Below are 25,486 nucleotides of genomic sequence, written 5' to 3'. Positions count from 1 at the left end.
CATTCTACTACCTATCTAGCACTACCCACAATCCACTAGTACAGCTATTTTATTTATGGTATGGTTCATTTCTATTTATCCGAAACGCCCGATAGATTTGTTCCACTAAGACCAACTTCATCAGCTGATGGGGAAAGGTCATTTTAGAAAAGGAAAGTGCATAATCACTTCTTGCCATCACATCGGCACTGAGCCCAAGTGACCCACCGATAATAAAGGCTAGCTTACTTTTTCCATAAGTAGCAAGTTGGTCTATATGTGTCGCAAGTTGCTCAGAAGTGAGCTGTTTTCCATTGATCTCAAGCGTGACGACATACGTATCCTGACTGATTTTGGCCAAGATCCTCTCGCCTTCTTTTTGCTTGACGATTTCCATATCCGCAACACTCAAGTTTTCTGGAGCCTTTTCATCGGGCACTTCTATTAAGTCTATAGTAGCATAGGCTCCCAGCCGTTTTGTATATTCAGCAATTCCTTGCTTTAAGTATTTTTCCTTGAGCTTGCCAACAGTAACAATCGTAATCTTCATATATATCCTCTGACTTTCCATATGTTTTAATTCAAGTGTTGGAATTGCCTCCTATTATCATACCTTAGAGAGACCCATAAGCAAAACAAGCAAATCCTTGCAGACTTTTAAAGCGTAAGATTCTTGGTACAAAACCATAATATTTAGCCCATTTGTCCGTTATATAACAAAAAACCGCCCCCTTTCTAAAAGAAAAAGGCAGCGGGAATCTTCATAGGCTTTAACTTTATATTCTTCTCTAAAACAGGTTAAGAACAGGTTACAAACATGTTATCCACAATACTTATCCACATATCCACAATTTCTATCCACATGTTGTATGGGAATATTAGTTCGCTACTAGATATATAGCCATGTTTCGACAATATTCACAGGTTGTTGATAACTTATTTTCTTCTGAGACCAACGTTAAAACTGGGTATGTTTCACACTCATATACCACTTCATCGAGCGCCATTTCAACGTGTTCCTGACAACAGTATACATTCATTATTTATTCTTCCTTTCATTTTTAAATTCCTCATTCTTTTGAAAGTACTTATCCACAATTTATTTAGTATCTTTCGTACTTAACAAAATATCCACAAGTAATGGTATCAAACAGCAAGAAAACCACAAGCAAAAAGAACAGGAAAGCAAAGCTTCCCTGCCTTTCTCGCTTTTAAATTTCGCCACTTGATAGCTCAATTTCCGCCGTTTCCTTTTTGCCATCTCGGTAGTAGGTAATTTTTACTTTGTCACCGATTTTCTTTTCATTGTAAAGATACTTTCTTAACTCTACAATATCATGAATATTTTCATTATCCATTCCAACAATAACATCAAATTCCTCTAGGCCAGCTTTCGCAGCTGGGGAATTACTTTGAACACCAGTAACAGCAACACCGGACGTAACCTTTTTTGGTAACTTTAAAGTGTTTTGTTGATGATATTGTGAAATTTCTTCAACAGATGCCAAATTCACACCTAAATACGCACGTTTCACTTCACCGTATTTCTCAATGTCACTAATAATAGGAATGGCAGAATCTATCGGAATGGAAAGACCAATACCCTCTACAGCGCTTTCCGCAATCTTCATTGAATTAATTCCAATTACCTGACCGGACATGTTGACGAGGGCCCCACCGCTATTACCGGGGTTTATGGCTGCATCCGTTTGGATAACTTCTGCGTTCCAGTCCACTTGACCGTCCTCATCAATATCCACTTCAATCGTCCGCTCCACACCCGAGATGATTCCTTGTGTAACAGATCCAGAGAATTGAAGTCCTAACGGGTTACCAATGGCAATGACGGGTTCACCCGGCTTTAATTTTTCCGTTGACCCAAACTCAGCCACCGTCTTTACTTTATCATCATCCACTACCACGACAGCTAAGTCGGTCCAAGGGTCACTCCCCTGTAATTCAGCAGGTAGCTTGGTTCCATCGCTTAACGTAACTTCTAATTCATTGGCATTCTCGATAACGTGATTGTTCGTGACAATATAGGCCTTGCCGCCTTCCTTTTTATAAACGACTCCAGATCCAGTGCCGGCCTCGGCTGAACTGCTTTCATTTCCTCTTCCACTCCAAAAGGAAGTTTCTTGAATATTCGAGATGCCCACCACTGCATCACTTGCCTTATCTACCGCACCCGTGACAGCACTGGTGACGTCTACGGAAACTTTCTGTTGGATTGGTTTTCCCTCTTCCTTATTTGTCGGCGCCTCCGTCTCATGGTCCGTTTCGTTATTTAGCATTCCAACCCCCGGGAATGCTAATAAAATCAGCAGGGCCCCAATGATGGCGCCTCCTAAACCTGATAGAAAATAGCCGGTACGACTTCCTTTTTTCTGTTTATTTTGGTTCTCTTCATTCTCCTCGTAATAACCCAAGATAGCTCCATCCTCTCTTTTTAGGAATGAATTAAAGCAATTACTATTGTTTGATATCCACCCTTAATTATACTCATTTAACAGGAAATATCTAAAAAAAAGTATGTCTTTGCACATACTTTTTTTCCTATCAGTACTAACCAATCGGTACCCTTTTTAATCCAATTACTAACTAACTATCAAAAATAAAAAAGGAATGAAGCAGGTTCCCCCATTCATTCCTTTACTGATTATAATGAAACAAGCTCAGTCGGTTTTTTCGGATCGGTATCATATAGCGAAAACTGTTCACCAACGATTATCCCTTTTGTTTTTAACGTCTGCTCAACCGACATCCTTGCAAGGTCCTTCATATTATTATCCATACTTAAATGGGCCAGGTAAATCCGTTTCGTCTGATCCCCTGCCACTTCACTCATGGCCAGCGCCGCATCTTCATTGCATACATGCCCTACATCACTTAATATCCTGCGCTTGATGCTCCATGGATATCTACCCATCCGAAGCATCGACACATCATGGTTGCTCTCGAAAACATAGGCATCGGCATTCGAGATAATGCCTTTCATCCGATCGCTGACATAACCTGTATCAGTAATGACAACAAACTTCTTTCCTCCTTGGTGAAACACATAAAACATCGGTTCTACGGCATCATGAGATACACCAAAGGATTCTATATCAAGGCTTCCGAAGGTTTTGACTTGCTCCATCTCAAAGGCAAATTTCTGCTCAGGAGAAATTTCACCGATCGACCGCTCCATTGCTTGCCAAGTCTTTGTATTCGCATATATGGGGAGTTTATGTTTTCTAGCGACCACTCCAAGACCTTTAATATGGTCGCTATGTTCATGCGTAACCAGAATTCCAGAAAGCTTGGACATATCTCGGCCGATATCTTGAAATAATCCTTCCAAGGCTTTCCCACTCAATCCAGCATCTACTAGGAAAGAATGGTCCTCCGTCTCCACGAACAGGGCATTTCCCGTACTCCCACTTGCGAGTACACTAAAATGCATAGTCATCTATACTCACTCCAGTATTTTTTCTTCTGTATTTAACTCTATCACTTCACCATCAAACGCATTTACGAATAAATCCGTTTCATCATTCACCACTACCCACCATGTTGGTACAAGAAGATGCGAGGACGATGTGGTTTGCAGCGAATTATAAAAACCCAGCTTTACGTCCGTAACTTCGTCTTTAGAAACTATATTACCATGACTATATAAGGCATAAACAGCATCCAAGTCAGTATACAGCTCTTTCGGTTTATTGAACTTCTTTATTCCCACTAAATACGTCTGCTCATATGACGTTACCTCGGCCTCTTTATTCAAATATAGAGTGACCTTACCCTTACTATTGTTAAAAAACATTTTATTATCAGTAACTTGATAGCAGGTAATGGTCTGGCCTTCCTTATCATAGCCCCAATAGCCATATTCACTTCCGTATAATATATGATCCTTCAGGAATAGATCAATATCGGCAGACTTGATTTCTTTACCCAAACTGATGGGAGTTTTAAATGAACCGACAAGTTTATTCCCTTCGATGAAATTTACCTTTTGGTTTTTCAGATCCTTTAGTTCCTTCTTGTCGAAGTTTTTGCTTTTGGCAATTAAAAATTGATCCTTCACCTTTTGCTTTGCAAGCGGATTCTTGATTGTAATATCATCTTCTTTTAAAACTTCTTCGTAGGATGACTCCGTGATGAATTCGTCATATTGGTTATCATTGATTTTCTCAAGCAACTGATACAGTAAAAATATATTCAAAACGAAAAACACCATAATGAATATGGATTTTGTATTATTCCAATCCATCGTTATCGCCTCCTGCATCTTCAAAAGGCACAATCAACCATTTTTCACCGGACTGATAATACCAAGTCGGCTCTAGTGTAACGAGAGTAACGAGTTTAGAGTCCAACGATTTGTTTAACTTATAACCTATCGAAATGTCCTCTACACTTTCGAAATCGATGTTCTTGTTCTCCTTCAATTGGTCCACCACTTCATTGCCAGTTGGCAAGGTCACTACGGGACTTTCCGATGGCAGTAAAGAGGCCAATGAGAAGTAGGGGCGTTGATAACTATAAATATCTTCTTTCCCCCATACCTGCTCGATTTCAGTCATTCCATATTCATTGAAAGCGGGATAACCATCAATAAATAAACGGAATATCACACGTTGCTCATTTTCTGAAAGGTAATCAAATCGGTAATTATTACCTTCCCAGCCGGCATGATCATTGATAAAATCAATGCTTTTTTCCAAGAGCTCACTGGACCTGCTAAACACTTTGAGCTTTTGTGCCGGGTTTATATAAGAAAGAACATAATCTTCTTTATTAACCGACAACAATCTCGTTCCATCTGAATATTCTTCTCCCCGGGTTACCATTTCTTGTCGAACATATTTAGGGTTATTGAATAATGCATCTTTCAGATTCTCAATATCCAGATTATCAATATAATATTGGTATCGGTTGATTTTCGTGGGCTTCTCCGGAACGAAAATCGTCTTGGTACCTCCGATTGTTAGAGCTGTGTAAGTGGGATAACTTTTATTATAGAATTTCTCGCTGAAATTTCTAAGGTTATTGGTTTGAACCATACCTTGATAGATTTGCTTCTTTTTATAGGAAATAAAATAAACGGCAGATTGATCGCCACCGATATCCTTTTGTTTAATCACGATTCGGTCAAAGGAAAAACTCGACATGTCTTCGTCCTTAATATCCAGTACCGATTTATATAAGGACATCGGTACGACATCGGAAAAGTTGATTTCGATGGATCTGTCTTCATGGACGAAGTCCTCAAACTCCTGTTGGATCATCTTCAAAGGGACCTGCTTTACATCACTATAGGCCCATTTGGAAAACTCTTTCTCCATTTTTTCAATCTTCACGGGGTCCACGGTCTGGAAGTGCTGGCCATTGCGATGAAAAAGGACACTTACAGGTTTGATGACATCACTTACAATTTGTTCATCACTCTTGATCTTAATTAAATCAGATTCATCGATTTTTTCATATTCAGGCTCGTACGTCCAAATATTCCATGTCAAGAAAACGCTAGTCCCAACTAAAATAATCAGTATGATACTTTTAGCACGTTCAAAATTCATGCCCAATCATCCTCTTCTTCCTGTTCGTAAGGAAGTGTAAAGAACACCGTAGTTCCTTTTCCATCCACACTTTCCGCCCAAATCTTCCCGCCATGGGCTACGACCATTTCTTTTGCAATTGCCAACCCAAGGCCCGTTCCACCAAGGTTCCTTGCCCGGGCTTTATCCACTCGGTAAAACCGATCAAAAATCTTATCGATCACTTTTTTAGGGATACCGACCCCTTGATCCGTTACACTGATCACAATAAAGTTTTCCTTTGGCCTGATACGGAATGTCACTTGACCTCCTTCAGGAGAGTACTTCAAGGAATTCGAAATGATATTATAAAGAACCTGAGTAATTTTATCTTCATCGATATCGACAAAATACGCTTCTTCCGGGATATCCCTTTTAAAGGTGATGTCATCATTTTTCGTCATTTCAAAACGGTCAATAATATGGTCGTAAAACTTATTCAAATTTACCCATCCGGTTTTAAGCCGGTAATCTTTACTGTCCATTTTTGAAAGCTGCAACAAATCATTTACAAGCCTGATCATCCGCTCCGTCTCATTTTGTGTCACACTTAAAAAGGAAGGGGCAATCTCCTCATCCTTCCAGGCACCTTCAGCCAAAGCTTCCAGATAGCTTCTCATCGTCGTTAGTGGGGTACGTAGCTCATGTGATACATTAGCGACGAATTCCCTACGCTCTTCCTCTATTTTTTCCTGCTCCGTGATATCATGCAACACTGTAATCAACCCATTCACGAAGCCTGTTTCCTTTTGGATAACGGAAAAGTTCCCTCTTAAAATGAAGGGCTGACCCTTTTTGCTGTAATCAAGGATGATGGATTCTCTTTCTTCCAGCAAGTCTTCAAATTTGTATTCTTCTTCAAGTCCCAACAATTCGATGATAGGTTGGTTCATGACTGCTTCGCGTGAGACACTCAAAAGCTGTGCGGCAGGTTCATTAATCAAATTCACCCGACCACGTCTGTCCGTCGAAATCACGCCATCCGTCATGTTAGCGAGAACTGATGAAAGTTTCCGCCGCTCCCCTTCCGTACTCGATTGCGACTCTTGTAGTTTTTTGGTCAGATTATTAAAGGTAACGGCCAGCTGACCTATTTCGTCATCGCCATATACTTTTACTTTCCTCGAGAAATTCCCCTTGGCCATCACCAACGCCTGTTTTCTCATATCCGACATCGGTCTTGTGATGGTCCGAGCAAGCAGAATCCCCAAAATGGCAGTAATGGCTAGAGCAATGGCCGTTCCTGTCATGAAGATGGAGTTAATTTCATCCATTTGTTCGAAGACGTTCTCCATCTCTGCGATAACATAGACCGCTCCTATAACCGTTTCGTTCGCTTCAACAGGTGTGGATAGGACCCACACCCGCCTGCCGCCTGTATTCTTGTCTCTGTATATATCGTGGTCTTCACCACCATATGTCAATGTTTTCTTGATGATAGGAAGGGTCGTTTTCTTCCCTACAATTTCCTGGTTAGCTGGATCCGAGGTCCCGATTACCCGCCTGCTGCGTGTATCTATAACGCGCACTTCCGAAATATCATTCGTTGAATTATCGCGATCTTTCAATACCGTGTTAATTGCTTCTTCGAGGGTCGGATCTTCCTCCCCCCTCACCTTTTCCATCTCTTCCCCAATGCTATAGGTAAGAAGGTTAACGTGGCCCTTTATCGACTTTGTAAAATTCCCAACAAGATTTTTTTCCAATTCCCCAACAAAATAAACCCCGATTATTTGCATTGCCACGAAAATAAGCAACACATAAATCAGGACGAATTTAAAATGAATTGAACGAAAAAAGCCAACCTTTTTCATAAAATTTACTCCTGTTCAGGGTTACGCAGGTAATAACCGACCCCTCGTCTAGTTACGATCCAGCCCGGGTGGCTTGGATTATCCTCAATCTTTTCCCGAAGACGTCTCACAGTTACGTCGACAGTCCGGACATCCCCAAAATAGTCATATCCCCACACGGTCTGCAATAAGTGCTCCCTCGTCATGACCTGGCCGATATGTTTGGCTAAGTAATGAAGTAACTCGAATTCACGATGCGTTAACTCGATCGTTTCTCCTCGCTTTGAAACGACATACGCATCAGGATGTATAGTAAGATTGCCTATCGTAATTTCCTTCGGTTCATTTTCTTGATCCGGCACCGGGACGGCTTGTTGACGTCTTAAGTTCGCCTTTACACGAGCAATTATTTCCCGGGTACTAAATGGCTTCGTCACATAATCATCCGCGCCAAGCTCTAATCCTAATACTTTATCAATTTCTGAATCCTTTGCTGTTAACATGATGATTGGCGTTTCATACTTCTTTCTTACTTCTCTGCAAACTTCCATCCCATCACGCTGTGGAAGCATGATATCAAGTAATATCAAATCAGGTTGAAGCTCCTCTACCATTTTAAGCGCTTCGTTGCCATCATAAGCACAGGTAACATCGTACCCTTCTTTTTTTAAATTGAATTGTAATATATCTGCAATCGGCTTCTCATCATCCACTACCAAAATCTTCTTGTCCATCTACCTATCTCCTTTTTAAAACTAAACTTTTATCTATTATAAAACATGTCCTTGTCCGGGACATTTACTCGCATGATCATGCTGTTTCAACTTGCCTATCGAACTAGTAAATTAGATACCCACAATATATTCCCTGTAAAACGGTCAAAACACCTATAAACGGCATATTGTACCTCTTCTACTTTATCATTTTACAGGCATTAAATCACCTTTTACCTATTATTCTCAACTATATAAATAACAGAATAAGTCCCCGAAATAACTTTCGAGGACTCCCAACGACCTACTGGCTTATATAATCCAATGGATTTGCAAGAACTCCATTTTTATAGACTTCAAAATGAAGGTGAATGCCAGTGGAATTACCTGTTGAACCCATACTACCAATTTTCATTCCTTTTTCAATCTTTTGTCCTGCTTCAATATTTATCGATTCCAGATGGGCATAATTCGTTTTATATCCGTTGTTATGATTGATGGTCACCTTATTACCATAACCACCCGAGTTACCAGCAAATTCAACGACGCCATGATCCGTAGCCTTAATGGTCCTAGAGGTAGGTCTAGCAATATCTATTCCCTTATGGAGCTTGCCCCACCGATGTCCTTGCTTACTTGAAATATACCCTCCATCAGCGGGCCATGCAAAGGTGCCGCTCCCTTCAGAGGGAATGATCTTCGTGCCTTTTCTAATGACCTGTTTTTGTTTGTGTTCCGTAATTTCCTTTTTAACGATGGTTTCAGTGATTTTTTCACCGTTTGTTTCCGTAACCTTATAGGTGAATGACTGGACGCCTTCACGTCCTTCTTGTTCAACGACTGACTCGCCTTTTTGCAAATTCTTATCTCTTATCACTTTTCTCTCAAATGGGATTACAGTTTCTTTCAATACTTCCCTTTCGACTACTACATCCACGTAGGGCATTATCTCCATCACTTGAACCTTTTGCCCTTCACCAATCCTATTACCCTCTTCAAGGCCTGGATTAAGCTTTATCAGTTGCTCTAGTTTCATATCATAACGATCAGCAACCATTTCCAGTTCTTCTTCCCCAGATGCCTCATAGGTAACTTCTTCTTTCTTGCCTTTCTCTATCAAGGAGATGGCCTCATTCACTGTCATGAGCTTGTCCGGTTCCACAGTGGTTTCCTTCCAGGTAACCGGCACCGTGTACTCGATAGAAAGAATTCTGCTTCCTTTCTCTTTTAATGAACCTGGTTGCTCTAATACCCCTGCTTCCTGGTTGGATTCATATTCGGCCAATTCTTCTTCATCCATATATAATAAATTAATCTTCTTTAAAACTTCCTTTGCGTCCTTTTTAGTAGGTACATAAGAAACTACTTGATTATCGATAATGATTTCAAATGCAGTAGCCTTTACAGTAAACTCATCCTCAAGTTCCTCCATGGTCTGTTTTTCATCTATTTCTGCATTAAATACATTCTCTCGCACAAGTGTCATCTGCGCTTCCTCATCAAATGTATATTCTGGGTATTCAGACTCTGCCTCGCTTACCTTTTCACTTACCAATTTTTCTATTTCCGTTTCATCCGTTACACTTCCGATAAACTCTTTATCCATATACACATGCTGAATGGAAGTGATTTTTACAATCTCAGCGGCCGTTGCACGATTTCCGGCAAGCAATAAGATTATGGAAACGACCAATAGAAAGCTTCCTTTGATTTTTGAGCTAAACATCTATTGTCCCCCTTAATGGCCCATGAGCCATTTAAGAAACTAATCAAAAAATTATGAGTGAGATTAACTTATTTTCAAAATTTACATGGATATGATTAATTTCTACAACTATTTTTCCACTCATAACTTTACCATAATGAAAAAAAAATCAAGAAATAGACTTTGTTTTGTAATATAAATGTATAAATAGTGACAACAAGTACCAAAAATATGCAGAAAGAAAAAGAATGATAGTAGGAAGGTTACCACGGGAAAAGGTCGCGCTCGTTGAGGAGTGGAGTATAGTGGATATTCTTGGTACATATGAATTGTTACAAACTGATAACAAACACTTAACAGAGGTACGATGGTTTTTCATAAAAAAGATTATATTTTACCTTTTAAGACAAACAAAAAAAGTGCCTTCAAGGGCACTTTACAAAAGGATGGCTCAGGACGGAATCGAACCGCCGACACAAGGATTTTCAGTCCTTTGCTCTACCGACTGAGCTACTGAGCCAAATATTCTATTTCATATGAAAGGATCATGTAAAAAATAAAATGGCGGTCCCGACGGGAATCGAACCCGCGATCTCCTGCGTGACAGGCAGGCATGTTAACCGCTACACCACGGGACCAGCAAAAATATTATATGAAGAAAAGTGACCCATACGGGATTCGAACCCGTGTTACCGCCGTGAAAGGGCGGTGTCTTAACCGCTTGACCAATGGGCCGAAAAAAAATGGTGAGCCATGAAGGATTCGAACCTTCGACCCTCTGATTAAAAGTCAGATGCTCTACCAACTGAGCTAATGGCTCGTACTAATGAATCTTGCATTGTCATTACTTTGTTCTACTGTGACGACGCTTTTTATATTATCATAGTTTTTATAGTTTGTGCAATAGTATTTTAAAATAAATTAAAATTAATATAAGTTATTTTGTTCCGCTAGTCTTCAAGATGATATCTTCTGTCATCTAGTTTGGTAGTAAAGTAAAAAAGAAGCTGCACTAAGTCAGCTTCTTTCCTAACATTTAAGCTAAACGCCAAGGGCTTCTCACGATATTTGTTTGATTACGGTCAGGACCAACAGAGAAAGTAGTCAAAGGTATGCCTACTAGTTGAGATATGCGCTCTACATAGTGACGAGCGTTAGCAGGTAATTCGTCCAATGATTTACATCCTGTGATATCTTCCGGCCAGCCTGGTAGCTCTTCATACACTGGCTTACATTCACCTATCGCTTTCAAAGTCGCTGGAACTTCATGAATGATTTCACCTTTATAATCATAAGCTACACAAATTTTAACCGTATCAAGACCTGATAATACGTCAATGGAATTCAGAGATAAATCGGTGATCCCACTTACACGGCGGGCATGGCGAACGACAACCGCATCAAACCAGCCAACACGTCGCGGTCTCCCCGTTGTTGTACCGTACTCACGGCCTACTTCACGGATTTGATTGCCAACTTCGTCTTGCAGTTCTGTTGGGAAAGGTCCATCCCCCACACGGCTTGTATAGGCTTTACATACACCGACAACATGGTTGATCTTCGTTGGTCCAACACCCGAACCAATGGTTACGCCGCCTGCGACTGGATTCGATGAAGTAACAAAAGGATATGTTCCTTGATCGATATCAAGCATGACCCCTTGAGCTCCCTCAAACAAAACGCGTTTCCCATCGTCAAGCGCATCATTTAAGACAACCGATGTATCGCATACATATTTCTGCACTTGTTGTCCATACTCATAGTATTCTTCAAAGATATCTTCGATTTTAAAACCTTCCGTTTCGTAAAAACGTTCAAACATGCGGTTTTTCTCGACAAGGTTTTGATTCAATTTTTCTTCGAAAATTTCACGGTCCAATAAATCTGCCATACGGATTCCATTACGCGCAGCTTTATCCATATAAGCAGGACCGATTCCTTTTTTCGTCGTTCCAATTTTATTGGCACCCTTACGATCTTCTTCCACTTCATCCAACTTGATGTGATATGGAAGAATGACATGCGCACGATTTGAGATACGAAGATTATCTGTGCTGACTCCATGACTATGTAAATAAGCAAGCTCTTCTACAAGCGCCTTGGGATCGACTACCATTCCGTTCCCAATGACACAAATCTTATCACTATAAAAAATTCCAGAAGGAATTAAATGCAGTTTATATGTTACTCCATTAAATTTAATCGTATGTCCTGCATTATTACCACCTTGATAACGAGCGATGGCCTCTGCATTCTGGGATAGAAAATCTGTTATTTTACCTTTACCTTCGTCTCCCCATTGTGTACCGACTACTACAACTGATGACATCTGAAAAAAGCACCTCCAAAGGTTCACGTAATACCGATTTTTAACCGGTTCTTATCATTCAACTCTATTTTATCAATAATTATAAAGGGAAGTCAACACAAAATCCGAACATTATACATACTATCAATTAATTTGTTCGTAAATGAATATTCTCTCCAATTCTTGACACTTACGTGGGACCAGAGTAATTAATCGTTGCATTGATTAATATTTGTTTAAAATGGTAAAAGAAGAAAGGGTCCTTTCTCCTTTATAAGCTTTACCTTATCCTTTTTTATTAATTTCATTAATCAATATTCTTGGTTGTAAAAAAACAGCCCACCAAAAAGGCGGGCTGATACTTTAATGCAAAATAGTAAAAAACGAATTAAGCTCCAGGGGACATCGAATCATCATCGAAGCGCCGTTCGAGGTTCACGAATTTATTGTATTCTTTTACGAATGCCAGCGAAACCGTACCAACCGGGCCATTCCTCTGTTTTGCAATGATAATCTCGATGATGTTTTTGTTCTCGGACTCTTTATCATAATAATCATCACGGTATAAGAAAGCCACGATGTCTGCATCCTGCTCAATACTCCCTGATTCCCTTATATCGGACATCATCGGACGTTTGTCTTGTCTTTGCTCCACGCCACGGGATAACTGAGAAAGAGCAATCACCGGAACTTGCAGCTCACGAGCTAGAGCCTTTAGTGAACGAGAGATTTCCGAAACTTCCTGCTGCCGGTTATCGCCTGAACGGCCATCTCCTTGAATCAATTGTAAGTAGTCAATCAATATCATACCGAGGCCATGTTCCTGCTTCAAACGGCGGCATTTTGACCGGATTTCGCCAATACGAACTCCTGGTGTGTCATCAATATAGATACCCGCATTCGACAAACTTCCCATTGCCATAGTCAGCTTGCGCCAATCCTCATCTGTTAAGGCACCCGTCCGCAAATTCTGGGCATTTATATTACCTTCAGCACAGAGCATACGCATGACGAGCTGTTCAGAACCCATCTCCAAACTGAAAATCGCAACGTTTTCATCCGTTTTGGTTGCAACATTTTGGGCAATATTCAAAGCGAAAGCCGTTTTACCAACAGAGGGACGCGCTCCAACAATAATGAGGTCATTTCGTTGGAATCCCGCCGTCATTCTGTCTAGTTCAGCGAATCCAGTTGGGATTCCCGTTACATCACCTTTTCGGTTGGTCAAGATTTCGATATTATCATAGGTCCGAACCAATACATCTTTTATGTTTTGAAATGAACCGGAGTTTTTACGCTGTGCCACTTCCATGATCGTTTTTTCAGCTTCCCCGAGGAGCTCCTCGACCTCGTCCTCACGGCTATAGCCTTCCTGGGCAATGGTTGTCGCCGTTCTGATTAAACGACGAAGCAACGACTTCTCTTCCACGATTCGGGCATAATATTCAACATTGGCTGCAGTAGGAACCGAACCGGCCAGCTCACTTAAATAAGAAACTCCGCCCACTTCTTCGAGATTTTTAGTGGCAGAAAGTTCTTCTGTCACCGTAATCAAATCGACAGCCTTACCTTCGTCGTTCAACTTGAGCATCACGTTAAAGATCTTTTGATGCGAACTTCTATAAAAATCCTCCGGAATCAACAATTCCGATGTAACAGTTAGTGAGGATGGCTCCAAGAATATGGCCCCGAGTACCGCTTGCTCCGCTTCTATATTTTGAGGGGGAATTCTGTCCTGAAATTGCTCTATCATATCTTAAAACCTCCCAATCTAAGAGGATAATTTTTTAATTAATTCGTAGATTTTAGTTAAAAAAGAAAAAAAGTGACAGGACACCAAAGCCCAATCACGTTTTTTTCGTCTCTTTCTATTCTATCAATTTTTTTCAGATATGAAACCACTAAAATTAGTTAATTTCTTTCACTTGCACAGTTAAAGTCGCTGTAACCTCAGGGTGAAGCTTCACTGGGACCTTCGTATGCCCTAAAGAGCGAATGCCTTCTGCAAGCTCCATTTTACGTTTGTCGATTTTAATACCGTGTTTTTTCTGAAGCTCTGAAGCTACCTGCTTCGTCGTGATAGACCCGAATAAACGCCCGCCTTCACCAGCTTTTGCGGATAATTCGACCGTTAACTTTTCGAGTTCCACTTTAAGATCTTTTGCCTGTTGAAGTTCTTCTGCTGCCAGAGAATCTTCTTTATTTTTCTGCGCTTCCAACGTTTTAACATTGGCATTATTCGCCTCGATCGCCAATCCTTGCTTAATCAGGAAGTTATGCGCATATCCATCCGCTACATTCTTAACTTCGCCTTTTTTCCCTTTTCCCTTAACGTCTTTTAAAAAGATCACTTTCATTCTTTTCGTCCTCCTTCTAAATATTCATCAATTGCTGCTTTCAACTGGCTCTGCGCTTCTTCAATGGAGCAGACCATCTGGGTGGCGGCATTCGTTAAATGCCCGCCACCATTCAACATTTCCATGATTACCTGCACATTAACATCACCTAAAGAACGGGCACTTATGCCAACTGTATCCTCAGACCGTTTAGCCATAACAAAGGACGCGGAAACGCCATCCATGGTCAAGAGCGTATCGGCTGCCTGGGCGATTAGAACCTGATTGTGTATCTGTTCGGATTTTGCGGAAGCAATTGCAATGCCCTTTTTATAAAAGACCACTTCTTCAATTAGTTTGGATCGCTTGATATACGTGTCCACATCTTCCCTTAGGAATTTCTGCACCAGTACAGTGTCCGCTCCATGTGCTCGTAAATATGAGGCTGCATCGAATGTACGTGAACCAGTCCTTAAAGTAAAACTTTTTGTATCGACAATGATTCCTGCAAGCAGGGCCGTCGACTCAAGCATATCAATTTTACTACGCTTTGGCTGATATTCAAGAAGTTCCGTTACCAGTTCAGCCGTCGAAGATGCGTATGGTTCCATATAAACAAGCAGGGAATTTTTGATGAATTCTTCGCCGCGGCGATGATGATCGATGACGACCACCTTATCAATCCGATTTAATAGTCGTTCTTCTATTACCATCGTAGGCTTATGAGTATCGACGACGACGAGTAGCGTTTCATCTGTAATCATTTCCAATGCATCTTCAGGAGTTATAAATCGTGCGTATAAGCCCTCTTTATTTTTAATCTCTTCCATCAAACGAAGAACACTGCTATCGAGTTCCTGCGTATTGATTACAATATAACCTTCTCGCTCATTCATCTGAGCCACTTTCAAAATACCTATAGCCGAGCCTATCGCATCCATATCCGGATTTTTGTGGCCCATTACAATGACCTTATCGCTATCGAGGACGATATCCTTTAAGGCGTGAGAAATCACGCGTGCGCGCACCCTCGTGCGTTTTTCCATGGGGTTGGTTTTCCCGCCATAAAATTTCACTTTCCCATTTGCCTGTTTAATCGCCACTTGATCACCGCCGCGACCCAAGGCTAGATCCAAACTCGATTGAGCAAGCGTCCCCAATTCCGGTAAGGAGGAAACGGCCGAACCCACACCGATGCTAAGCGTCAAAGGTACATTCTGTTTGGCTGTCGTTTCCCTGATTTCATCCAAGATTGAAAATTTATCGTTCTCTAACTGTTGCAGGATATGCTCATTGAAGACAGCAATGAACCGTTCAGAAGATACCCTTTTGAAAAACACCCCATTATCCCTTGCCCACTTATCAAGCAGCGAGGTAACTAGGCTATTTATGCTACTTTTCCGCTGGTCTTCCATCCCCTGCGTCAAATCATCATAATTATCAAGTAATATAATCGCTATAGCTGTCCGCTCATCTTCATATTGTTTTTCGATTTCCACTTGCTCTGTTACATCGAAAAAGTAAAGAAGTCTTTCCTCACGCTTATGAACCACTTTGAATTTCCGGTCATAAAGTGTGATGGTTTCCGTTTCAATCTCTTGCTTTATTAACGGGACAAGCGAGTCAGCCATATCATAAAGAGACCTTCCTGCCAGTGAATCTTCACTAAAGCATGAAGCAAGGAATGGGTTGGTCCACTCAATATAAAAATCATCATTAAAGAGCATGATCCCAATCGGCATTTCTAACAAGGCTTCCTCCCCTACCTTCTTTAAGCGGTAGGATAACGTCGTGATGTATTCTTCTGTCTTACGCTGTTTTCTTTCTTCCTTTTTCAATATCAAATAAAATAAACCGGCCAGAATCAATAATCCAATAAGCGCAACAAACCAATTGTAATAAGTTAGTACGCCCAAAAGTATCAATACTGCAACCAGTAACCCGTATAATAGGGACTTAACCGAATAATCCTTTAAATAAGATGGCATATTTTCAGCTCCTAAAAGCATCTGTTTAACAGACTATTCCTTTTTCTTGATTGTCTCCCGAAAAGGGAACCCTAAATCCATTATACCTAAAAAACGAATGATGATTGCCAATATCGGCATTAATAACGAGACAATCACTATCAAAATAGGTATAGTCCTTGCCCAACCCTTGACATGACTGATATAAAACACAAGTGAATATCCTTGAATCATGATGAAAAATTGGAGAATGAAAAATAGGTTCGTAATGGCCATATATACAAAACCGCCATTATCCATATTCATAAAAAGAGCTAAAAGCATCATAATTAAATAATACCATAAAAGACTTTTCGGAAGACGAAGATCTCGGAAACGAGGCCAATTCAGGGGTTTATCACTGAACCTTTTTAGTATGGGGTGGGCCGCTAGGAAAATCAGTAAAACCATGAAAACAGATGTAATCACGAATAGGCTAGGTAAAAGCGTATTCAACATGTCAATTGAATCGTGCATTCTTTGGATTACTTTCTCCGTTGGTTCCTGACCAAATGATTCCATGATTTCTGTAGAGGAATCAATGGACTTCTCTAACATCATCATGGTTTTCTCTATGTAATTCACTCCAAATAATAGTACTGTGGCAGCATAGGTTGCTAATGTTCCTCCCAAGAAAACAAGAACCGCACTGATGAACATGGGAACCATCGATTTATCTCTTTTCAAAAAGGAACCGATCGTCATGCCCGTCACTCCCATCAGCAAGGTCAGCGGCAAGGACAAGAAAGTACTAATCAAAATTGTTAATAATGACCCAACAAACAAAAAGCCAATTGCCCACGAAAGCTTTTGTTTAATCGTCACCAGAATGAAAGGAATCGGCAAAAAGAAAAAGGTTATGAATCCTAACAATGGAATATAAACCGTAATGAATAATAATATACAATATAACGCTAACAGAGCACCGCCCTCAGCGATTTTTCTACCGCTATTCAACCAGATCCCCCCTATCATAAAATAGTCGCAATATCTTTACCTACATATTGTATCCGTTAAGCCCAGGATATTTCAAACATCCCATTCTTTTTTTTCAATGAATATTCCACTGCCTTAATCATACGGAGAAATGAAAATCATAAAAGCAGGACGTTGAATTGAATTTCCCGGTAAATAAAAAGATCCGCTATTTTAGCGGATCTACAAAAAAAGCACACCAAGGATTTCTCCTCAATGCACTCCGTTGTTATTATTCACCAGATACGTATGGAAGTAATGCCATAGTACGTGAGCGTTTAATAGCAATCGTTAATTTACGTTGATATTTAGCGCTAGTTCCAGTTACACGACGTGGTAAAATCTTGCCGCGTTCTGAGACGAATTTTTTAAGAAGGTCTGTATCTTTGTAATCAATTTTAGTGATTCCGTTTGATGTGAAGTAACAAACCTTTTTACGCTTACCGCGTCCTTTACGTCCACCCATTGCCATAATAATTTCCCTCCCTACTTAAGAATTTTTCGCTTTAAACATTTGTTTAAAACGGAAGATCGTCATCTGAAATGTCGATAGTTTTACCGTCATTAGCAAATGGATCATCATCTACACGAGTGTAGTTGTTGTTCCGTTGATTCTGATTAGGATTTTGTCCATACGAGTTTTGATCATTTCCGCCATTATTGTTATAGCTTTTTTGACCTCCACCGTAAGAACCGCCATCATTTCTTTCACCCGCTGAACTGCTTCGTGGTTCAAGGAACTGAACGCTCTCAGCCAGAATCTCCGTCACATACACGCGTTTGCCGTCTTGTCCTTCATAATTACGTGTTTGGACACGTCCATCCACGCCAGCTAAACTACCCTTTTTCAAGAAGTTAGCCACATTTTCTGCCGGTTTACGCCAAACAACACAATTAATGAAGTCCGCTTCACGTTCACCTTGCGCATTCGTAAAAGTACGATTGACTGCTAAAGTAAAGGTAGCCACTGGAACCCCATTAGGTGTATATCGTAATTCAGGATCTTTAGTTAAGCGTCCTACCAAAACTACGCGATTCATCATCAGAATCAACCCCTAGTTTTCAATCTTACTTCATGAAGCAAGATTAGAATTTATATGAAATATTGAATTAAACGTCTTCTCTAGTAGCCATATGGCGGATAATGTCTTCACTGATTTTAGCAAGACGATCGAATTCTTGAATCGCAGCACTTTCAGCGTTAACTTTAAGAAGCATGTAGTAACCATCACGGAAATCATTGATTTCGTATGCAAGACGGCGTTTACCCCATTCTTTTGCTTCTACTTCCGCACCATTATCAGAAAGGATTGTGTTGAAACGTTCAACTAAAGCTTTTTTAGCTTCTTCCTCAATGTTTGGACGGATGATATACATAATTTCGTATTTTCTCATCACTGTCACCTCCTTTTGGTCTAAGCGGCCCATTTGGGCAAGGAGCAATTATTTATAATTACTCACAAGAAAAAATTATAGCATAGTTAAACTGCGTTTGCAACGAATGTCGGGGGGATTGCCCGATATAAAAAAGACTCTGCGGAATCAAACTGCAGAGTCTTTGATTATTATACGTTAAAGCGGAAATGGACAACGTCTCCATCGTTCACAATATATTCTTTACCCTCTAGACGTACTTTACCCGCTTCTTTAGCCGCACTGTGGCTGCCCGCTTCAAGTAGATCATCATAGGCAACGACTTCTGCGCGAATGAACCCGCGTTCAAAGTCTGTATGAATCACACCCGCACATTGAGGCGCCTTCATGCCTTTACGGAATGTCCAGGCACGCACTTCCTGTACCCCAGCTGTAAAGTAAGTCGCCAAACCAAGCAAATTGTAGGAAGCACGGATCAATTGATCAAGACCTGACTCTACAATGCCTAGCTCAGATAGGAACATTTCCTTTTCGTCACCCTCAAGCTCGGCTATCTCCTCTTCAATTTTGGCACAGATCACAATAACTTCTGCATTTTCGTTGGCCGCATATTCACGGACTTGTTGTACATATTCATTATCGTCCGCAATAGCTACTTCATCTTCACTGACATTTGCCACATAAAGGATCGGTTTCGCTGTAAGTAGGTGCATACCTTTCACGATCTTCAGTTGTTCCTCAGTGAATTCAACTGAACGGGCAGGCTTTTCGGCTTCTAAAGCTTCTTTTAATGCAACAAGGATTTCGTGTTCAGCCACGGCGCCTTTATCTTTTTGCTTAGCCATTTTTCCAACCCGGTCGATACGCTTGTCTACCGATTCAAGGTCAGCAAGTATCAATTCAAGGTTGATGACTTCGATATCATCAATGGGATTAACTTTTCCGGAAACATGAGTGATGTTATCATCAGCAAAGCAGCGTACTACCTGACAAATCGCGTCTACTTGACGGATATGGGATAGAAACTTATTACCTAAACCTTCTCCTTTACTCGCTCCCTTGACAATCCCTGCAATGTCGGTGAACTCAAATGCGGTCGGCACGGTTTTTTTCGGTTGCACCAGTTCCGTCAATTTTTGCAGACGATAATCAGGCACTTCTACAATTCCGACGTTTGGATCGATTGTGCAAAAAGGGTAATTGGCAGATTCCGCACCTGCTTGAGTTATTGCATTGAACAAAGTGGATTTACCTACGTTAGGCAAACCGACTATACCAGCTGTTAAAGCCATTTATATTTCACTCCTTCAAGATAATTCGTTCATTAATACTAGCAAATCTTCACTAAAGACAATCCTAATACCTAAACCTTTCCCAATTATAGATTTCACTTCCTAAAAAGACAAGTAAATCATTAAGAGAGCGGAAACGCTTTCTCTACATGGAAAAAGCATGATCATTCCTCATGCTTCAGCAAAACCTTTTTCATTTTCTTGGCGAAATCACGCCGGGGCAACATTACGCTATGGCCGCACCCTTCACATTTAATCCGGATATCCATGCCCAGGCGGATGATTTTCCACTTATTGATCCCACATGGATGCGGCTTTTTCATTTCGACAACGTCATTCAATGCATATTCCTTTTCTTCCATCAACAGGTGTCCCCCCTAGTTCCTATGACTCGCTGCCTTTGTATGTAGATTGAATCCCACTTGATTCAAGGGCAGTACTAATTTCTTTTCTCAATATCCTACTCATCTCGAAATGACGCATCGGCTTGGTTTCTGCAGTGACTCGCAATACCACTTCTTCCGGAGTAATTGTCTCAATTCCTAATAATTCAGGATCTCTGACTAAATCATCATATTTTTTTACTAAATGGACCAAATGTTGGATCAATACCTTTTCAGCAAGTTCAATTGAACCATCATTAGGGATCGTCACATCCACCACAGCTTTACTATTTAATATGGAGTAATTGGTTACTTGCATGATGCTCCCATTTGGTATGAGATGCAATTCCCCTTTACTACTTTTAATTTTGGTAGTGCGTAGCCCAATTTCCAGAACTTCACCCTCAAAAGTATTAATTTTAATATAATCACCGACTGAAAAATGATCTTCGAAAATGATGAAAAATCCTGTAATAATATCCTTGACCAAACTTTGGGCGCCGAATCCTACTGCGAGGCCGATAATCCCGGCACCTGCTAGTAAAGCCTTTACATCTAGGCCGCAAATCTCAAGGATCATGATCAAGGATATGAAATTCACCACATAAGTAAGGATATTTTCGAGTAACTTAATGAGCGTCGCTTCTCTGCGCTCCGAAACGCGGAGTGGGGTTTTAGTTCGAACAAGAAAAAATTTATTTAAAACCGTCTTTCCTATTCTAATAATAATACGCGATAAGAGAAGAACAAGGAAGATTTTAATAATCCCCTCACCTAGCATAAGCCATACCTTCTCATCCGTAATTTCTTCCGTGAGTTTATTATACGTGCTATTATCCATGCGTTCCTCCTACCTAATGCTAAACATTCAAGGAATCTAGTTTTTCCTGTTGAGTTTATTCTCTCTACCCTTCGGTTTGGGATGTAATCCTGAATGGGAGAAGTTTTCTTTATAATATCCTCAAATAAAGGGTTTCTGTATAAAAATAACATGGGTATATAGAAAAGAAATTAGAAGTTTTTTTCCATTTTAAATCATGATCTTTATACCATAAATTGATATGTAACTATCAACGGGCAATGGAAAGGATACAGATTGGTTTCTGCCCTTCAGCCATTTAACTGCTCTTAATAAATAAACCCCCATCAATTTAACCTATATCCCGTATATTTTTTCCTTTTCAACCGTATACTGTTAACACAAAACAAAGTAAAGGAGTGGAGCCGATGAATCTAAATCCCAATCTATTTAATAATAAAACTAGATTAAGTCGTATCCTTCATGAAGATGCAGACGCAACCAATCAAATTTCCCAAGAATTACTCAATCTCTTGCCTTCAGGAAAGCTTCAACCTATCGTTTTTGTCTGCATTGGCACAGATCGTTCTACTGGCGATTCCCTCGGTCCACTTGTCGGCACCCTGCTTCAAGAAAAATCTGAATTAGGTGCTTCATCCTTCCATGTGTATGGCACTCTCGATGATCCCATACATGCAATGAATTTGCAGGAAAAATTAGATGAGATAAAAAGGATCCATGTAAATGCTTTTATCGTGGGCATAGATGCCTGCTTGGGCAAACTAAAGAGCGTCGGTATCGTCCAACTCGGTAAAGGTCCGGTGAAACCTGGAGCAGGCGTCAATAAAGATTTACCAGCCGTTGGCCATGCACATATTACGGGCATCGTGAATGTCAGTGGGTTCATGGAATTTATGGTCCTTCAGAACACCCGACTAAACCTCGTTTTAAAAATGGCCAAAACCATAGCTGAAGGTATTAATGAGGCACAACGGCGTTATCCTGCAAAGCCGGCAATCACTCCATTTACCTGGTCATTCAAAAAGGAAAAAACACTATAACAATTTAGCGTCTTATAAAAATAAAGGAAGGGGGTTTCCCTTCCTTTATTTTTATGCATGATACATGGTCGTGACAAGTTCTCCAGGGAGCAAGTTGCCTCCTGTTCCAGGTCATAAGGATTTAAGAAGAGATATCTTCTCGGTCGATTAAATCTAGTATTCTTTCTAAATCTTCTTTTGAAAAGAACTCTATTTCTATCTTTCCTTTTTTCTTGCTTTGTTTTATCGTCACGCTTGTCCCTAGTTTCTCCCGCAAGATAGATTCCCTTTGCTTTATGAATATATCTTTTTTCGGTTGTTTAGCATTTTTCGTTTCACGTGAAACGGTATCATTCAATTGATGAATATAATTCTCAAGCTGGCGTACATTCATCGTTTCTTTAAGGATTTTTTCTATGACGGACGTAAGAAGCTCTTTTTTCTTTAGGCCTAGCAACGCTCGGCCATGCCCCATGGAAATCTTGCCTTCCGAGATATAATCCCTGATTCCTTCAGGCAAAGAGAGCAAGCGGACATAATTTGCTATATGAGGTCGGCTTTTTCCGAGACGGTGTGCTAGCTGTTCCTGTGTGAAATTTAATTTCTCAAGCAATGTTTGATAGGCTGCTGCTTCCTCTATCGGGTTTAAGTCTTCCCGCTGTAGGTTTTCTAATATTGCCAGTTCCATCATCTGCTGTTCATTTAATTCTCTCACCACGACGGGAACAGTTGTTAACCCCGCTTCTTTCGCCGCTCGAAAACGTCTTTCTCCGGCAACTATTTCATACCCTCTAATACTTTTCCGGGCAATAATCGGTTGAAGGATCCCGTGCTCCATAATTGACTGTTTAAGTTCTTCAATCGCTTCAGTTCGGAAGTTTTTTCGAGGCTGATAAGGATTCGGTCTTAATTCCCTCAATTTGATTTCCTGTACAGTTTCATCCTTGCTGACTTCTACATTAGGAAAGAGTGCGTCGAGTCCCTTTCCAAGTCCTTTAGCCATTTGAGACCACTTCCTTTGCCAATTGTAGATAGACCTCCGCACCTCGTGATTTCGGATCGTAAATAATGATTGGTTCTCCATGGCTAGGAGCTTCACTTAAACGAACATTTCGGGGAATGATGGTTTGATATACCTTATCCTGAAAGTATTTTTTTACTTCCTCGATCACTTGAAGACCTAAATTCGTTCTGGCGTCCAACATCGTCAACAAGACACCTTCAATTTTCAAATCATGATTTAAATGCTTTTGTACAAGTCGCACCGTATTTAACAGTTGACTTAACCCCTCCAACGCATAATATTCACATTGGACTGGAATTAAGACCGCATCAGCTGCTGTTAAGGCGTTCAGCGTGAGCAAGCCTAAAGAAGGCGGACAGTCTATGACGATATAATCAAACTGGCTTTGCACCTCTTCTAATGCCCGCTTCAATCGGATTTCCCTAGAGATGGTTGGCACCAGCTCAATTTCTGCACCTGCTAATTGAATCGTCGCAGGTATGGCATATAGGTTTTCTACCTTCGTTTCCAAGATAACGGTACTAGCTTCTACGTCATCTACCAATACGTCATAAATACACTGTTCCACATCTGCTTTATCAATACCAGTGCCGCTAGTCGCATTTCCCTGAGGGTCTATATCGACCAACAGGACTTTCTTTCCTATATATGCAAGGCAAGCACTGAGGCTGACCGAAGTTGTCGTTTTTCCAACACCGCCTTTTTGATTGGCAATGGCGAGAATCTTCCCCACGAATTCACCTGCTTTCAACATCTTATCATTCTATTGACGTACTATATTTCTTCTATTTTATCATGAATAATCATTAAGGCACTCGATTTCTTGAATTCGACGGAAAATTCGGTATTCTTTCAAATTATTCAAATCATGCAGTTTATGAAGATAATTATTTCATTTTCCGGTTGCATTCCACAATAAAAAAACTTGGTAATCGATGACTACCAAGCGGTGTTGGAACCAGATCAAGATTTTTTCTTTGGGATTTTTATCGTAAACTGATAATATTCCTCGAATTCCTCTTCTTCTGCATCCAAGTTTATTCCATTGTCCGTTACCATATTCAACGATTGACGGATCGTATTAACTGCAATCCTCATGTCCCTACTGAATGCCTTGCGTTTCGGCTTAGGCTTTTGGGTTTCCTTTGTGCCTGTGAGGAGCTTGACAACCAACTCTTCCGTCTGCTTGACGTTCAAGCCTCTTTCAATGACTTCCTGGAGCAGCTTGACCTGATTTTCAGGATTTTTCAATGGAATCAATGAACGGGCATGACGCTCCGTAATCTGTTTTTGAAGCACTGCATCTTGGACTGCCTGAGGCAATTTTAACAGCCGAAGCTTATTAGCAACGGTTGATTGGCCAATCCCTAATCTTTGAGCGAGTGCTTCCTGTGTTAAATTATGAAGCTCTATCAGTTTTCCATAAGCTAAGGCCTCTTCAATAGGTGTCAATTCTTCACGCTGTAGATTCTCTATCAAAGCCACTGAAGCCGTCTCGGTATCCGTGAAATCTTTGACAATGGCGGGCGCGAACTCCCAACCAAGCTTTTGCATAGCGCGAAAACGACGCTCACCTGCAATGATTTCATATTTCCCTTGATCATATGACCTAACTACAATCGGTTGGATGATACCATGTGTATGAATCGTCTGAGCAAGTTCCGATATTTTATCGTCATTAAACACAGTCCTCGGTTGAAATCGATTTGGCACAATGTCAGAAATGGATATTTTCCTTATTTCTTCATTATTATTGCTTGGTGTCTCCATCTCTAGTTGCTGTTCTTCTTTTTCGCCAAACCTTAAGAACCGCGAAAAAGGATGCTTCATCTTCCTACACCACCTTTTAAAACTCCCAAATAACATATTCTCTATTGAAAGGACAAGTCCTGCAAACATTTCCCGACATGAAAATACATATCGTCCATTGCTGTATAAACATGTCGACTGGCGTCATCAAGGCTTTCTTGAGACCTGAATGTCCATTTGTCAGGATACTTATTCACCTGTCTTAGATTATTTCCCCATCACGTAAAAAAATCACTGTCTTCGTCAAAAAGTATCGAAGCCGAAACGGCCACTTCTATCAAACTGTTTCTTCTAGACTTCCTATACATAAAATAGAATAAAATCTTGTAAGTCACTCTTTACAGCGACTTACATAGCTTACG

24 protein-coding genes and 4 tRNA genes are annotated in these 25,486 nt (G+C 40.5%); 1 reads left to right on the top strand and 27 read right to left on the bottom strand.

Features of this window, described 5'->3' with window-relative positions:
* Nucleotides 1–49: 49 nt before the first annotated feature.
* From rlmH to ACIQXN_RS03370, 24 genes are all read right to left on the bottom strand, one after another.
* Nucleotides 50–529: a 23S rRNA (pseudouridine(1915)-N(3))-methyltransferase RlmH gene (gene rlmH, locus ACIQXN_RS03485; protein ID WP_402961826.1), complete on the bottom strand. Its 480-nt coding sequence runs from the start codon at nucleotides 527–529 to the stop codon at nucleotides 50–52.
* Between the two features lie 328 nt (nucleotides 530–857).
* The gene (locus tag ACIQXN_RS03480) at nucleotides 858–1,019 is read right to left on the bottom strand and encodes a CxxH/CxxC protein (protein WP_402961824.1); all 162 of its coding nucleotides are present in this window, start codon (nucleotides 1,017–1,019) and stop codon (nucleotides 858–860) included.
* Between the two features lie 171 nt (nucleotides 1,020–1,190).
* Entirely contained in the window at nucleotides 1,191–2,408 is a 1,218-nt protein-coding gene (locus ACIQXN_RS03475) for a S1C family serine protease (protein ID WP_402961821.1), read from the bottom strand.
* Between the two features lie 230 nt (nucleotides 2,409–2,638).
* Nucleotides 2,639–3,433 carry an MBL fold metallo-hydrolase gene (locus tag ACIQXN_RS03470; RefSeq protein WP_402961819.1) on the bottom strand — a complete coding sequence of 265 codons (795 nt, stop codon included), beginning with the start codon at nucleotides 3,431–3,433 and terminating at the stop codon, nucleotides 2,639–2,641.
* Between the two features lie 6 nt (nucleotides 3,434–3,439).
* A complete protein-coding gene (locus ACIQXN_RS03465; RefSeq protein WP_402961816.1) occupies nucleotides 3,440–4,240 on the bottom strand; it encodes a two-component system regulatory protein YycI in 801 nt (266 codons plus the stop codon).
* Complete coding sequence (locus ACIQXN_RS03460) at nucleotides 4,227–5,549, bottom strand: YycH family regulatory protein (RefSeq protein ID WP_402961814.1); 1,323 nt, start codon at nucleotides 5,547–5,549, stop codon at nucleotides 4,227–4,229. The genes ACIQXN_RS03465 and ACIQXN_RS03460 overlap by 14 nt, the downstream gene beginning before the upstream one ends.
* On the bottom strand, nucleotides 5,546–7,381 hold the full coding sequence (walK, locus tag ACIQXN_RS03455; protein ID WP_402961812.1) for a cell wall metabolism sensor histidine kinase WalK: 1,836 nt from the start codon (nucleotides 7,379–7,381) through the stop codon (nucleotides 5,546–5,548). Before walK ends, ACIQXN_RS03460 begins: the two co-directional genes overlap by 4 nt.
* A gap of 5 nt (nucleotides 7,382–7,386) precedes the next feature.
* The gene (gene yycF, locus ACIQXN_RS03450; protein ID WP_402961809.1) at nucleotides 7,387–8,094 is read right to left on the bottom strand and encodes a response regulator YycF; all 708 of its coding nucleotides are present in this window, start codon (nucleotides 8,092–8,094) and stop codon (nucleotides 7,387–7,389) included.
* Between the two features lie 283 nt (nucleotides 8,095–8,377).
* On the bottom strand, nucleotides 8,378–9,799 hold the full coding sequence (locus ACIQXN_RS03445; RefSeq protein WP_402961807.1) for a peptidoglycan DD-metalloendopeptidase family protein: 1,422 nt from the start codon (nucleotides 9,797–9,799) through the stop codon (nucleotides 8,378–8,380).
* Between the two features lie 426 nt (nucleotides 9,800–10,225).
* A tRNA-Phe gene (locus ACIQXN_RS03440) sits at nucleotides 10,226–10,298 on the bottom strand.
* Between the two features lie 42 nt (nucleotides 10,299–10,340).
* Nucleotides 10,341–10,416 (bottom strand) — tRNA-Asp (locus tag ACIQXN_RS03435).
* Between the two features lie 25 nt (nucleotides 10,417–10,441).
* A tRNA-Glu gene (locus ACIQXN_RS03430) sits at nucleotides 10,442–10,513 on the bottom strand.
* A gap of 9 nt (nucleotides 10,514–10,522) precedes the next feature.
* Nucleotides 10,523–10,598, bottom strand: a tRNA-Lys gene (locus ACIQXN_RS03425).
* Nucleotides 10,599–10,814: 216 nt separating this feature from the next.
* On the bottom strand, nucleotides 10,815–12,107 hold the full coding sequence (locus tag ACIQXN_RS03420; RefSeq protein ID WP_402961804.1) for an adenylosuccinate synthase: 1,293 nt from the start codon (nucleotides 12,105–12,107) through the stop codon (nucleotides 10,815–10,817).
* Between the two features lie 367 nt (nucleotides 12,108–12,474).
* Nucleotides 12,475–13,839, bottom strand: a complete 1,365-nt coding sequence (gene dnaB / locus ACIQXN_RS03415) for a replicative DNA helicase (protein ID WP_402961802.1) — start codon at nucleotides 13,837–13,839, stop codon at nucleotides 12,475–12,477.
* A gap of 154 nt (nucleotides 13,840–13,993) precedes the next feature.
* On the bottom strand, nucleotides 13,994–14,443 hold the full coding sequence (rplI, locus tag ACIQXN_RS03410; protein ID WP_402961800.1) for a 50S ribosomal protein L9: 450 nt from the start codon (nucleotides 14,441–14,443) through the stop codon (nucleotides 13,994–13,996).
* The gene (locus ACIQXN_RS03405) at nucleotides 14,440–16,410 is read right to left on the bottom strand and encodes a DHH family phosphoesterase (RefSeq protein ID WP_402961798.1); all 1,971 of its coding nucleotides are present in this window, start codon (nucleotides 16,408–16,410) and stop codon (nucleotides 14,440–14,442) included. Before ACIQXN_RS03405 ends, rplI begins: the two co-directional genes overlap by 4 nt.
* A gap of 33 nt (nucleotides 16,411–16,443) precedes the next feature.
* The gene (locus ACIQXN_RS03400; RefSeq protein ID WP_402961796.1) at nucleotides 16,444–17,385 is read right to left on the bottom strand and encodes a YybS family protein; all 942 of its coding nucleotides are present in this window, start codon (nucleotides 17,383–17,385) and stop codon (nucleotides 16,444–16,446) included.
* 250 nt (nucleotides 17,386–17,635) lie between these two features.
* On the bottom strand, nucleotides 17,636–17,875 hold the full coding sequence (gene rpsR, locus ACIQXN_RS03395; protein ID WP_053348323.1) for a 30S ribosomal protein S18: 240 nt from the start codon (nucleotides 17,873–17,875) through the stop codon (nucleotides 17,636–17,638).
* A gap of 46 nt (nucleotides 17,876–17,921) precedes the next feature.
* Entirely contained in the window at nucleotides 17,922–18,446 is a 525-nt protein-coding gene (ssb, locus tag ACIQXN_RS03390) for a single-stranded DNA-binding protein (RefSeq protein ID WP_402961794.1), read from the bottom strand.
* Between the two features lie 67 nt (nucleotides 18,447–18,513).
* On the bottom strand, nucleotides 18,514–18,798 hold the full coding sequence (gene rpsF / locus ACIQXN_RS03385; RefSeq protein ID WP_402961791.1) for a 30S ribosomal protein S6: 285 nt from the start codon (nucleotides 18,796–18,798) through the stop codon (nucleotides 18,514–18,516).
* Between the two features lie 170 nt (nucleotides 18,799–18,968).
* Nucleotides 18,969–20,069 (bottom strand): redox-regulated ATPase YchF, encoded by a 1,101-nt coding sequence (gene ychF / locus ACIQXN_RS03380; protein ID WP_402961789.1) that lies wholly within the window; start codon nucleotides 20,067–20,069, stop codon nucleotides 18,969–18,971.
* A gap of 164 nt (nucleotides 20,070–20,233) precedes the next feature.
* Nucleotides 20,234–20,431, bottom strand: a complete 198-nt coding sequence (locus ACIQXN_RS03375; protein WP_402963294.1) for a DUF951 domain-containing protein — start codon at nucleotides 20,429–20,431, stop codon at nucleotides 20,234–20,236.
* 22 nt (nucleotides 20,432–20,453) lie between these two features.
* Nucleotides 20,454–21,293, bottom strand: a complete 840-nt coding sequence (locus tag ACIQXN_RS03370; RefSeq protein ID WP_402961786.1) for a mechanosensitive ion channel family protein — start codon at nucleotides 21,291–21,293, stop codon at nucleotides 20,454–20,456.
* Nucleotides 21,294–21,679: 386 nt separating this feature from the next.
* Between ACIQXN_RS03370 and yyaC the strand changes: the two genes are divergently transcribed.
* The gene (gene yyaC / locus ACIQXN_RS03365) at nucleotides 21,680–22,312 is read left to right on the top strand and encodes a spore protease YyaC (protein ID WP_402961783.1); all 633 of its coding nucleotides are present in this window, start codon (nucleotides 21,680–21,682) and stop codon (nucleotides 22,310–22,312) included.
* 121 nt (nucleotides 22,313–22,433) lie between these two features.
* Here yyaC and ACIQXN_RS03360 read toward each other — a convergent pair whose 3' ends face one another.
* The 3 genes from ACIQXN_RS03360 to noc all read right to left on the bottom strand — a co-directional run bounded on the left by ACIQXN_RS03360 (nucleotide 22,434) and on the right by noc (nucleotide 25,145).
* Complete coding sequence (locus tag ACIQXN_RS03360) at nucleotides 22,434–23,294, bottom strand: ParB/RepB/Spo0J family partition protein (RefSeq protein ID WP_402961781.1); 861 nt, start codon at nucleotides 23,292–23,294, stop codon at nucleotides 22,434–22,436.
* Nucleotides 23,287–24,048 (bottom strand): ParA family protein, encoded by a 762-nt coding sequence (locus ACIQXN_RS03355; RefSeq protein ID WP_402871289.1) that lies wholly within the window; start codon nucleotides 24,046–24,048, stop codon nucleotides 23,287–23,289. Before ACIQXN_RS03355 ends, ACIQXN_RS03360 begins: the two co-directional genes overlap by 8 nt.
* A gap of 230 nt (nucleotides 24,049–24,278) precedes the next feature.
* Nucleotides 24,279–25,145: a nucleoid occlusion protein gene (noc, locus tag ACIQXN_RS03350; RefSeq protein WP_402961777.1), complete on the bottom strand. Its 867-nt coding sequence runs from the start codon at nucleotides 25,143–25,145 to the stop codon at nucleotides 24,279–24,281.
* Nucleotides 25,146–25,486 lie beyond the last annotated feature (341 nt).

This window comes from Peribacillus sp. NPDC097295 (assembly GCF_044761665.1).
In the GTDB taxonomy this organism is placed as follows: domain Bacteria; phylum Bacillota; class Bacilli; order Bacillales; family DSM-1321; genus Peribacillus.
Note: the sequence above shows the minus strand (reverse complement) of the source record. Positions and strands in the feature narration are given on the sequence as shown.